The 12441-nt window shown below is 40.9% G+C and carries 5 protein-coding genes and 1 pseudogene; 2 read left to right on the forward strand and 4 right to left on the reverse strand.

Annotated features, from left to right (window positions below):
* Positions 1-150 precede the first annotated feature (150 nt).
* Positions 151-4065 carry a PA14 domain-containing protein gene (locus FBB35_RS23685; RefSeq protein WP_174711680.1) on the reverse strand — a complete coding sequence of 1305 codons (3915 nt, stop codon included), beginning with the start codon at positions 4063-4065 and terminating at the stop codon, positions 151-153.
* Between the two features lie 1467 nt (positions 4066-5532).
* Between FBB35_RS23685 and FBB35_RS23690 the strand changes: the two are divergent.
* Positions 5533-6040: pseudogene (locus FBB35_RS23690) on the forward strand (magnesium transporter); the annotation flags it as partial.
* A gap of 54 nt (positions 6041-6094) precedes the next feature.
* Here the strand turns inward: FBB35_RS23690 and FBB35_RS23695 are convergent.
* Positions 6095-6352 carry a hypothetical protein gene (locus tag FBB35_RS23695; RefSeq protein ID WP_174711681.1) on the reverse strand — a complete coding sequence of 86 codons (258 nt, stop codon included), beginning with the start codon at positions 6350-6352 and terminating at the stop codon, positions 6095-6097.
* 231 nt (positions 6353-6583) lie between these two features.
* The gene (locus tag FBB35_RS23700; protein WP_174711682.1) at positions 6584-7456 is read right to left on the reverse strand and encodes an SDR family oxidoreductase; all 873 of its coding nucleotides are present in this window, start codon (positions 7454-7456) and stop codon (positions 6584-6586) included.
* 922 nt (positions 7457-8378) lie between these two features.
* Between FBB35_RS23700 and FBB35_RS23705 the strand changes: the two genes are divergently transcribed.
* Entirely contained in the window at positions 8379-9980 is a 1602-nt protein-coding gene (locus tag FBB35_RS23705; protein WP_174711683.1) for a peptide ligase PGM1-related protein, read from the forward strand.
* Positions 9981-10150: 170 nt separating this feature from the next.
* On the opposite strand, the gene FBB35_RS23710 is transcribed toward FBB35_RS23705, so the two are convergent.
* A complete protein-coding gene (locus FBB35_RS23710; protein WP_174711684.1) occupies positions 10151-12142 on the reverse strand; it encodes a protein kinase in 1992 nt (663 codons plus the stop codon).
* Positions 12143-12441: the final 299 nt, after the last annotated feature.

Raw genomic sequence — 12441 nt, forward strand, 5'->3', positions numbered from 1 at the left:
TTACAATCCCACGCTTTTAAGCTGTAGGTTTCCCCTGTCCCTTATTCCCTCTTACCTCCAAATTGTGATTCCTGCATAACTTTTCAGAGTAGCCCCTACCCTAGTAGGGGCAGGGAGCCTGTAGCTTTAGCTGACTAATAACCGTCATCTCTAAGCAGGTCGGAAGCGATCGATCTCACCCCCGGTCAAGTTTGCGTAGTACAGATTGCCATCTAGTCCAGTGGTGATTTGTGTAGTCACTCCTAGATTTGGGGTGTCTGCTTGGGAAGCAAACCGCTTAACAGAAGCAAGTTTGCCTTGGCTATCGAATGTCAAAGCATCGATAGTTCCTTGACTGAAATCACCAACGAATAACGCACCTTGATAGATTGAGGGGAAAGTATTGCCTGTGTAAAAGTCACCCAAAACAATTGAATTGGAACTAAAATGCTTGTAAGTGTAAACTGGTGCTGTAACAGTTTTACCACTACTATAAAAGTCTTTTGCTGCATTTAAGGTCGCATATTTTGGTTGTTGCAGGCTGACAATGTTTCCATTTGCATCAAGACCTCCTTCATAGAACGGCCAGCCAAAGTTAGCTCCTGGTTTTCCGACATTGACCTCTTCGTAAGTATCAAAGCCAACATCACCAATAACAGGGGTATTGGTCTTCTGATCAATTGTGAAACGGAAGGGGTTACGCAGACCTAAGTTATAGACCTTGGAACTATTGCTATTGGGGTCGTTAGTAAGATTGTAGAAAGGATTACTTGATAAGCCTTTACCAGTAATGGCATCAATATGCAGGATCTTGCCGGACAGATTATTGACATCCTGAACGCGAATTGCTCGCGGATCTATCCCGTTATAGGAAGTGCCGTCTCCTAAGCTTACAAACAGAGTACCATCAGTACCAAAGCGCACAGCACCAACTGAGTGAGATTCACTATCATTAGCTATAAAATTCTGGACATTTTGGACTTTATCAAGATTATTCAGATAATCCTGCAAGCTGGTAAACAGCTTACCAGTATCTTTGTTGAGAATTCCTGATGGTGCGTAGCCAAGTGAGACATTTGTGCTATTTCCATCTGGATGGCTAATATTATTCCAAGTGGCATTAGTACCCAGTAGCACAAATTGGCTGCCAGCAATGGCAGTAGTGTAATTCGTGTTGGGGTCGGCTGTTACCCGAATTAGCTGTGCAGTCCGATTCCCATTCTGGTCGGGATCGTCCAAGGTGCTATTGGGATTGTTTTTAGTAGGATCTTTTGAAGTGGTTTCTGGTGGATCGTAGGTATACAAGAGGTAAACATAGTTGTTGCCTGTTGGACTTTTGCCAAAATCTGGATGCACGGCAATGCCTAAAAGACCGCGATCGCGCGTGTCATTTACCTGTCCAGAAATATCGATAAATGGTGTTGCTAATAATTTGCCGTTGTCTAAGACTCGTACTACGCCATTTTTCTGGGCAACGAACATCCGCTTTTGGTCAGCTGTCCAGTCAAAAGCTGTGGGTTGATTCAAACCAGAAGCTACTGTCTCTAAAAGCACCTTACCTGAGTCATCATCAAGAATCGTGATAGTTGTCTGTTGATTAGTTAGTTGGACTCCAATTGCATTACTGAAGTTCAAAGTAAATGTTTCATTTGATTCCCCAATGTTGTCATTAATAATGGGGATAATAATGTTTTGCTGGCTTTGTCCTGCTATAAAACTCAAGGTTCCAGATTTACTTTGGTAGTCAGATCCAGCTTTAGCAGTTCCATCCACGGTTGTGTAGTTCACGCTAGCCGCCCCTACAGTGTTACCCCGTGTAGCTACCACCGTAACTGTACCAGCGCCCTCATTAACTACTGGCGCACTGAAATCGATGCCAGAGCGATCGTTATCTTGAATCGTAACTCCGAGAGTTCTTTGGAGTCCAAGTGTTGCTCCCCCTGGCTGATCGATAACAAAACTAAAGGTTTCATCTACTTCTGGCGATGAATCGTCATTGATCGGAATTGATACCTGTCTGCTACTTTCTCCTGGTGCAAAAATAATTGTTCCAGCGCTTTCGCTGCCATCACTTCCGTAGTCAACTCCGGCTGTGGCAGTACCCGCTAGGGTTGCATACTTGATTGAAGATGTGCTGCTTAAATCACCAGTCCTGAGCAAAGTTATGGTAACGTTACCAGCGCCTTCGTTCACAGTTGTGGAAGGCGATCCTAAGGTGATTGTGGTCTGAAGAGGTGTTGAATACAGTTGTGACTGGGGAATGATTTCTTTGGTCTGAGAAGCACTTGACCAAGACAGCTTGGAAACGGCATTGACTGTATTTTCGAAGTATTCAAGCTTAATATCGTACTTCTGACCTGCAACTAGTGCGATCGAGCCGCTAAATTCAGTGGCAGATTGATTGACAAACTGATTGATGATTTGTTGACCATTCACCCAGAGTCGCACACCATCATCGCTAGTTGTATAGAAGTTGTAAGTCTCGCTGTACTTGGCTTGTACCTGACCTGTCCAACGTGCTGAGAAGGTATCTGGAGCAATGGACGAATCTGGAGAACCAAGACCCCAGTCAAAGTTCACTGTCGCATCTGTACGGGTTTGCTTCAGGTTGGTGAAGTCGATGTTGTCGTAGTACTCTGCTTTGAGTCCGTTGCCGTTGCCATTAGCACTTTGACTATAAAGTTGGGACTGAGGAATAATTTCTTTGGTTTGAGAAGCACTAGACCAAGCCAGCTTGGAAACGGCAGTGACTGTATTTTCGTAGTATTCAAGCCTTATATCATACTTTTGACCTGCAACTAGTGCGATCGAGCCAGTGTTTTCTGTAGGTGATTGATCGACAAACTTATTAATGATTTGTTGACCATTGACCCACAGCCGCACACCATCATCACTACTGGTGTAGAAGTTGTAAGTCTCGCTGTACTTAGCTTGTACCTGACCTGTCCAACGTGCTGAGAAGGTATCTGGAGCAATGGACGGATCTGGAGAACCAAGACCCCAGTCAAAGTTCACCGTCGCATCTATGCGGGTTTGCTTCAGGTTGGTGAAGTCGATGTTGTCGTAGTACTCTGCTGTGAGTCCGTTGCCGTTGCCAATCGCAGGTACGTCGCTCTGGCTATAAAGCTGGGACTGGGGAATGATTTCTTTGGTTTGAGAAGCACTTGACCAAGACAGCTTGGAAACGGCATTGACAGTATTTTCGAAGTATTCAAGCTTAATATCGTACTTTTGACCTGCAACTAGTGCGATCGAGCCGCTAAATTCAGTGGCAGATTGATTGACAAACTGATTGATGATTTGCTTACCATTCACCCAGAGTCGCACACCATCATCGCTAGTTGTATAGAAGTTGTAAGTCTCGCTGTACTTGGCTTGTACCTGACCTGTCCAACGTGCTGAGAAGGTATCTGGAGCAATGGACGAATCTGGAGAACCAAGACCCCAATCAAAATTCACTGTCGCATCTGTACGGGTTTGCTTCAGGTTGGTGAAGTCGATGTTGTCGTAGTACTCTGCTTTTAGTCCGTTGCCGTTGCCAATCGCAGGTACGTCGCTCTGTCTATAAAGCTGGGACTGAGGAATGATTTCTTTGGTCTGAGAAGCACTAGACCAAGACAGTTTGGAAACGGCATTGACGGTATTTTCGAAGTATTCAAGCTTAATATCGTACTTCTGACCTGCAACTAGTGCGATCGAGCCGCTAAATTCAGTGGCAGATTGATTGACAAACTGATTGATGATTTGTTGACCATTCACCCAGAGTCGCACACCATCATCGCTAGTTGTATAGAAGTTGTAAGTCTCGCTGTACTTGGCTTGTACCTGACCTGTCCAACGTGCTGAGAAGGTATCTGGAGCAATGGACGAATCTGGAGAACCAAGACCCCAGTCAAAATTCACTGTCGCATCTGTACGGGTTTGCTTCAGGTTGGTGAAGTCGATGTTGTCGTAGTACTCTGCTTTTAGTCCATCTCCCTGAGAAAGCAGACTGGAACTAGCTTGAGAAGAAATACTTGGCAGTAGCGGCTTATCTAGGGTTTGTTGTTGTAGAGGTACAACAACTTGATTCTGTAATTCATTCATTGAAATATATGCCTCACAATAGTGCTAAAACTAATTCCATAATCAATGCTGTGGAACTAGTTTTATAATGGGTATTTCCAACAAAAAATACGTAAATATACTAGGTGGAAACATATTAAGAACATAACAGTAAACTGTCTTAATTAATATATTTGTTGCATGTAATATTTTCTCTTATATTGCTGGTAGAAACTATTTTTTATATATGCTCATTCGCTCATATTCCTTTCTAATGGGCTGTCTATTTGTATCAACCTAAAAATGAACGGCTATGACCTGATGTACCTTTCTATAATATTCTTTGAAGGTAGATCATATAGAATAATTGGTACTACAAGAAATACTAGATAATAATTATTGGAAGGGTGCAATAGTCCTTATAAATGGTTATTTTTTGTGCCCAGGTTATGATTTTTGATTAAATTCACTTTGGGGAATTTAATTAAAAATTACAAGTAAACTCTCTTGAGAGCTTGTGATTTAACTGATATGCAGTTACATAAAGTTGAAACAAAGCAAAACTCAAGATGTCAGATAAATGCTTAAGTAGTCGAACATTATATTTTACATGTGGATGCTTAAGTACTGTAATTAGATTGATCAACTACACATTGGACACTATACCACGGTGTTATGTCTATCTTTTTTATAGAACTTTATTTAAATATTCACATTGCTATATACCTTTTTAAAGGAATATAAAAGTTTTAATGATTTTTAAATAAAAATCGCCAATATAGGGAATGATGTCATATTTTCTAGCCTCATAGTTATTAATTACATGAAAATTATATAAAGAAAATTTTTAATATTTAAAGATTTAAAAAAGTAATAATTTATCTATGCTTCATCTTGACTATTAATCCATATCTTGGTGAGCAAAAACAGAGAGAGGCTTTGTAACCTAGTTGTTGTTTTTCTCCACTTGTATGAAACCACCCTGCCTTATCAATGCGGTAAGGGGGAATTCAAAGCTTCTTGATCTTTCGCAAAGAGGAATGGAAGCGGGGTTTATAGTATACTTAAGGAATTTCCAAACATTCTCTTAAACTCAATACTGTTCAGTTAAGGGCTACTGGCAAAAATTTTGGGTTTTTGAGATGCGCGATAAATCGCTGTCTCTACAAGTGTTTTGGTCTTATCTGAAGTGTATTGCTCTTAAACTAGGGTGTAAATGGGAATGTTCAAGCTGATTTGAGGACAACAAGAAACCACCGAAGATATCTATCTATACCTTGGGTGGTAGTGTGCAGTCGGGGGCGACGCGACAACTATTTTCAGATGAATTTATTAGAAATTGCTCAGAAGCGGGTTATATGGTTGTTGGTTTTAATTGTAACCAATAAGTAAGTTGGCGTGAAAAAAACTAAGTATATTACGAAACATAAACAAGTTTAAAACCCTTACTAATGACCAATGACAAATGACAACTTAGCCAGTTAGCTTTAATTTCGCCGACCTATTCACACCATTACAGGAACAATTATCAAGTCACAAGAAAAAATTTTAACAAAAACGGTGACACTGACGGCATTTATCCCTTTGCTGACTGGTGCTGGCAGTAATGTGCGTGTCCAGTCTTCTACAGTGGTGATTCGAGGAATCAACACCGATGAAATCCGATTGCTTGGCACATTGCAGGTAGTTGGCTGCCGAGAAGCGATGTCTGATGAAAAGCCGCTACCGCTTCGCTAATGCGTCTACCCTGGGGCATTATTGGGAGGAATGAATGTTATGTTGCGATCGCTACTGTGTGGGTTTACTTTCTGCAAGGGCGATTAGAAGTAGCGATCGCGGCATGTGCCTGGTAGCTATTTCTGTATTAGCTTTTATCTCTGGTTCGGCACTGCCGTTTCTATTTTGTTACCTCCGTTTAGATCCGGTATTAATGTCAGCATCATTTATTGCTACAGAAGCTGATGTTGCAGGCGTTTTGATTTATTTTAATTTAGCGCAGTTAATTTTAAAGTTATGAGAGGAGTCATTGATCATTAATCAATAACAAATTACAAAGGACAAATGACTATTTTTACAATTCTGATTCCGTCACTGGAGCGACAATTTCGCCAGTACCCAATTGCAGTATCATGTCTTGTTCAGTAATTAATCCACTGAGTTCTTTTACTTGTAAATTCATTTCTTCACAAGCTTGTCTGAGTTCTCGGGCAAATTTGTTGAGGTCTTGACCATAGCCACATTGATAAGCAGCAGTTTCAATTCCTTGCTGGGCATTTGCTCTAGCACAATCTACTAGTTCTGTGCCATATAGTGGTGTAGGAGATGCCATAGACGTAGTTGTTATTTCTAAATGTATGCTGCTGAATAGATTATCAATATTTAAATTTTTACTCATCCCTCTAATGGAAGAAAAGGAGGGTAGAGTTAGACGTGAAGAGTTAGTAGTTAGAAGTTAATAGGTTATAATTTTGAACTCTGATAACTTGAGTTTTTGAATTTGGAATTAAAGAAAAAATATAAAATTCCAAATTCTATAACTTCTAACGCCTAACTTTTTTATTTAGCCATTGACAACTTCGCCACCATTTACGTGTAGAACTTGTCCAGAAACATAAGAAGCATCATCAGATGCTAGAAATACATAGCTGGGGGCAACTTCTTCTGGCTGTCCGGCTCGTTGCATTGGTACTTGTTTTCCAAAATTCTCAACTTTCTCTTCTGGGAAAGTTGAGGGAATTAAAGGTGTCCAAATTGGCCCTGGCGCGACAGCATTAACGCGAATTCCTTTTGATACCAAATTTTGTGATAAGGAGCGGGTAAAAGCAACGATCGCACCTTTTGTAGAAGAATAATCTAGCAGATGTGGACTACCTTTATAAGCTGTTACCGATGTGGTATTGATGATAGCGCTGCCTGTTTGCAAATGCTTGAGTGCAGCTTTAGTCATAAAAAACATTGAGAAGATATTAGTGCGGAAAGTTCGCTCTAATTGTTCTTTAGTAATTTCTTCAATACTTTCTTTAGGATGTTGTTCGGCGGCGTTGTTGATGAGAATATCGAGTTTGCCAAACTCACCAACTGTTTGTTGAATAGCTTGCTGACAAAAAGTTTCATCGCCAATATCGCCTGCGATAGTTACTGCACGACGACCTTGTTTTTCTACCAACTGTTTTGTTTCTTTGGCATCATCGTGTTCATTCAGATAAAGAATAGCCACATCTGCACCTTCTTTAGCAAATGCGATCGCTACAGCACGACCGATACCACTGTCTGCACCCGTAATCAATGCTACTTTATCTTGTAACTTACCACTACCTTGATACTGGGCATTATCTGCTTTTGGTTTTGGTGTCATTTCTAATTCAACACCTGGTAATTCTTGCTGCTGTGGTGGCTGCAATGTTTGCTCTTTTTTCTCTTTTGCTTTAGCCATAGGTCTTTTCTTGGTAATTGAATATTGAATTGGGCATTTATTACCCTCATCTCTTTCATTAGCCATTTTCAAAAGCAAACCCTGCATCAAAAATTTAACCCAAGGTTTAGTTTCTGCTTTGGCTCCTAGCCATTTGCATTTTTTCGGATATACATATCCCGAATTCTTACCAAAGGCACTTATTTATAGCAATTCTAGGCGGCTGACATTATTTATACTCAAACATAACAGACACTATTCATCTGACGGCAAAACAAGTATAAAACTATGATTTGATGAAATCATTATCTCTTTCATCTGCTATTAAGTTAACTATTAAGCTGCTGTAATTTATCGCTCCATAGAGGTAAACTTCGCTAAAATTTGCTCAACCTTAAGGCTGAAAATAAATTAAATAATAAAAATTATTCAATTAGTTAATCATGATTTTTTCTAGCTCACTCAAGAACCGTGCCATTTCGATAAATGAAAATATAGATTTCTACTTTTTCACTTTGTAGTTGCACAACTACCTACTAGTCTGTCAAGTTTAAATTTATGGATATAGGAATCCGCTTTGATTTTTGTATCCCTCACGGGAGCGTAGCCATAGTTACTTGCGTGGGCAGGCAAGAGGCAATAAAAAAGAAGGCTTTCTAAATTGTACGGAGTTTTTTCACGTAATAAAATATGAGTCATATTGACAATTTTAGATTAATAAGTTTAGTGCTTATTTTCTAAGTAATAAACTCATTACTACAAACCTTCAAAATTAGCTTGACAGAATAGTGATATTATGCATTGAGCTTCATTGGTATTAATTTAAGCTGATATCTGCATTGCCACATTTTTGCAGGATAAAGTACTTGCTTACTAGTTACCAAACTAATAGACCAAAAGCCTGCATGGTGCGCTACATTGGGGTTATTAGAGGGCAGGGTTTATGGCAATACTAAATATTTCCGAGTTAGAGCAGGTTGAAAAGTTTCGCCAATTACAATTAACCCTGCGCGATCGCTGGAAAACGATCGAGTCATTTGACAATAGTGAAGCAGATATTTTAATTATTCCCTCCCTGAGTCTCGATCAGCGCGAACTCCAAAAGATCGAAGGCTGCGAACATTATGAAGAAAGATTACTATTTTCTTTAATTCGGTTGCAGAATCCCCGGACTCGCCTGATTTATGTAACATCAGTACCACTGCATCCTAGTATCATTGATTATTATCTGCAACTTTTGCCAGGAATTCCCTTTTCTCATGCTCGCAATCGCTTGCTACTACTTTCTACTTACGATTCTTCCCTTAAACCTCTCAGCCAAAAGATTTTAGAACGCCCCCGTCTACTAGAGCGGATTCATCAATCTTTGAGGCTAGATAAATCATTTATGATCTGCTACAACTCTTCGCACTGGGAAGGCGAATTGTCTTTAAAATTGGGTGTGCCACTGTATGCTGCTGCACCAGATTTACAGATTTGGGGGACAAAAAGTGGTAGTCGGCAAATCTTCAAGGAAAGCGGAGTACCGCATCCAGATGGTAGCGAAAAAATTTGGAACCATACAGATTTGGCAGAAGCTACCACTGATTTGTGGGAACGACAACCAACATTAAAACGGGTAGTGATAAAACTCAACGAAGGTATTTCGGGAGAGGGAAATGCCTTGCTCGATCTGAGGCCAATTGAGAATTTAGCACCAGGTATTGGTACTCATGCTCAAAGAGTAGCAGCAATTAGCGATCGCTTCTCAACAATGCGCTTTCAAGCAAAACTTGAGACTTGGGATAATTTTTCGGGAAGAATCCCGGAATTAGGGGCAATTGCCGAAGCATTTGTGGAAGGGGAAATAAAGCGATCGCCCAGTGTCCAAGGACGGATCACACCCACTGGTAAAGTGGAAATCCTTTCAACTCACGACCAAATTCTCGGAGGCCCAGACGGTCAGATTTATCTTGGTTGTCGCTTCCCGGCTGATGAAAGCTATCGATTGCAATTACAACAATTAGGACTACAAGTTGGTATAAAGCTAGCAGAGAAAGGTACTTTAGAGCGATTTGGCGTAGATTTTATCACCGTTGACAAGGGTAATGGTGAGTGGGATATTCAGGCGATCGAAATTAATCTGCGTAAAGGTGGCACAACTCATCCATTCATGACCCTGAAATTGTTAACAAACGGTCGCTATGACCTTTCCACTGGGTTATTTTATAGTCAGCAAGGTCGTCCAAAATACTACATTGCTACTGATAATTTGCACAAAGAGCGCTATCAGGGATTGTTACCTAATGATTTGATGGATATTATTGCTGAACACAGACTACACTTTGACAGTGGTACAGAGACTGGCACAGTGTTTCATCTCATGGGTTGTCTTTCGCAGTTTGGCAAGTTGGGATTAACCAGTATCGGTGATTCTCCGCAACAAGCACAAGATATTTATAACAAAGTTGTCAAGGTTTTGGATGAAGAAACCCGCAGCGAAAATCGTGATTTCTCGGCGTTTTCAGATTATTCTTTTCCCGTAGCTTGGGATGAATATATATAGGTAAAAGACATCTTTTGGAATGAAATATGCGTTATCCATAACCCTTGTAAAGACGTACTAAGCTGCTCGGCATTTAATTTGTATAATTAAGGCGAGCAAGATGCCCACCCCACAAGATTTTTATTTAATTTGATTATTCAACTTAGAAGCTTTTCAGCTTATTAGCTGAATTAGTTCTGAATGCGATCGCTATTAGGTAGATTTTGCTGGTTGCTAGGTTCTTTACGAGATTGAGTATAAATATAGGCCACCAAGGCTAAAGTCAGCCCAATGGCCAAGACTACTCCCAAGATTCGCAAAAAATTGGGAGTAATTTTCGTAGTTAGCTGCCCACTTAGCTTTGGTTGGTAAATAGTGTCATCTAGTGGCACTTGTGGTCTGCCTTGATTTGATGCACGTCGTGGCTGATACATTGTCACATCTGGCGGCACTTGTGGTCTGCCAAGATTAGCCCCAGGTCGCGGTTGAAACAATGTCTTATCTGGTGGCACTTGCTGCCCACCTTGACTAACTTGCTGCCCACCTTGATTAGCTCCAGGTCGCGGTTGAAACAATGTTTTATCTGGTGGTACTTGTTGTCCACCTTGACTAGCTCCAGGTCGCGGTTGAAACAATGTTTTATCTGGTGATACTTGTTGTCCACCTTGACTAGCCCCAGGTCGTGGTTGAAACAATGTTTTATCTGGTGGCACTTGCTGTCCACCTTGCCTAGATCCAAATCGTGGTTGATACAAGGTCACGTCCGGTTTGCTGGGGTTGGGATTATTCACAGGACTTTGTGGACTTTGCTCAACGGGATTAAACTGCCTCGGAACTGTTTCGTTATTTGAACCTTGGTTGTATCCAGGCTGAAGGGGAGGAACTGTTTCCTCAGATTGGTTTTGTTCAATCGGGTTAAATTGTCTGGGAACAGTCTCGTGATTTGAGCCCTGATTGTATGCAGATGGGGGGCGGATAACGGTGTCGTCGTTCGATTGTCTGGGAAGCGTTTCGTGATTTGAACCCTGATTATATGCAGATGAAGGGCGGTAAACGGTGTCGTCGTTCGATTGTCTGGGAACAGTTTCGTGATTTGAACCTTGATTATATGCAGATGGAGGACGGTAAACGGTGTCGTCGTTTGATTGTCTGGGAACAGTTTCGTTGTTTGAACCTTGATTATAGGAAGGTTGTGACTGTCCGCTAGCTTTTCCGGGTAAATTAATAGTGTTTATGACAGATTTGGCAGCAGCTTGCAAAGCAAGATTAAGTTCTTCTACCGTTGCAAATCGGTTAGCTGGGTTCTTGTGGAGGCATTTCATCACCACCGCTTCCAATTCTGTGGAATAATGCTCACAACCTGGTTGCGATCGCAGTGGTTTTGGTGGTTCATAGGCATGAGCTAATACCCAAGAAGCCTCGCTCACATGACTACCCTTAATGCTGATTCCAAAGGGATCGGCAGCACTCAGCATTTCATAAAGGATAATTCCTAAACTGTAAATATCACCCCTTGCATCCAAGTTTTTATCACTTTGGATTTGCTCAGGAGGTGCATAACGAAATGTCCCAATAAAAGTACTGGTGATATTTGTAATATTGGCATTTTCTGAAGATTCACTCCGAATTTTGGCAACACCAAAATCCAAAACCTTTACCCACTCACCCAAATCTGTAGGTACTAAAAATATATTATCTGGTTTCAGGTCACGATGAACTACCTGAATATGCTCAGTGCTTTTTCCGCCTTCCCGTTGGAGAGTAACCCCTTGATGGGCAAGCTGTAAACCTTTGCAAACTTGCGCCATAATTTTTACCGCCCGTTCAACAGATAGCCGCTTCTCGCGCAGCAGTAATTGTCTGAGCGTTTGCCCGCGTAAATATTCCATTACGTAAAATGGAAAGCCTTCTGTGGTGAATCCACAATCACTAATTTTAACTATGTGGTCACTTTGCAAAGCAGCACAAACTGCTACCTCACGCTCAAAACGCTTTCTCATTTCTTGTGATGCCACCAGCGTATCTTTGAGCAACTTCAACGCTACCTGTTGACCCACACGGGTGTCCGTTGCCAGGAAGACATCTCCCATGCCACCCCCGCCTAACCGTTTGTCTAAACGATATCGCTCGTTATCACCTACCAAGCGACCAATCCAAGAATTTGAAGGAGGTGGGGATTTCATCTAAGGGAACCCATCCTAGTTACTTTAAGGTTTTAACTTTAGTCAGATATACTACTAGTATTACAAATATTTTGCTTACTTGGTAACTTAGATGAATGTTAGTAATATATATTACTTAGTATTTATCTGATTATACTCAGCTTAACATATTACTAACTTAAAATAATGTTAGCAATTTGATAAAATGTTTAAAATTAAGCCCTATGGTACTTTAAATTGCTTCCTGATGTGAAGTTAACGCAAATTATACAAGGTCTTTAGCTTCATTAGTGCTGATACTTCGCATACCATGCGGATAG

Origin of the sequence: Nostoc sp. TCL240-02, assembly GCF_013343235.1 — a bacterium.
Classification (GTDB): Bacteria; Cyanobacteriota; Cyanobacteriia; order Cyanobacteriales; family Nostocaceae; genus Nostoc.

Excerpts from the sequence above, each read along its gene's own strand:
- FBB35_RS23710 (WP_174711684.1), bottom strand. The coding sequence starts at position 12,142 with ATGAAATCCCCACCTCCTTCAAATTCTTGGATTGGTCGCTTGGTAGGT.
- FBB35_RS23705 (WP_174711683.1), top strand. The coding sequence starts at position 8,379 with ATGGCAATACTAAATATTTCCGAGTTAGAGCAGGTTGAAAAGTTTCGC.
- FBB35_RS23700 (WP_174711682.1), bottom strand. The coding sequence starts at position 7,456 with ATGGCTAAAGCAAAAGAGAAAAAAGAGCAAACATTGCAGCCACCACAG.
- FBB35_RS23685 (WP_174711680.1), bottom strand. The coding sequence starts at position 4,065 with ATGAATGAATTACAGAATCAAGTTGTTGTACCTCTACAACAACAAACC.
- FBB35_RS23695 (WP_174711681.1), bottom strand. The coding sequence starts at position 6,352 with ATGGCATCTCCTACACCACTATATGGCACAGAACTAGTAGATTGTGCT.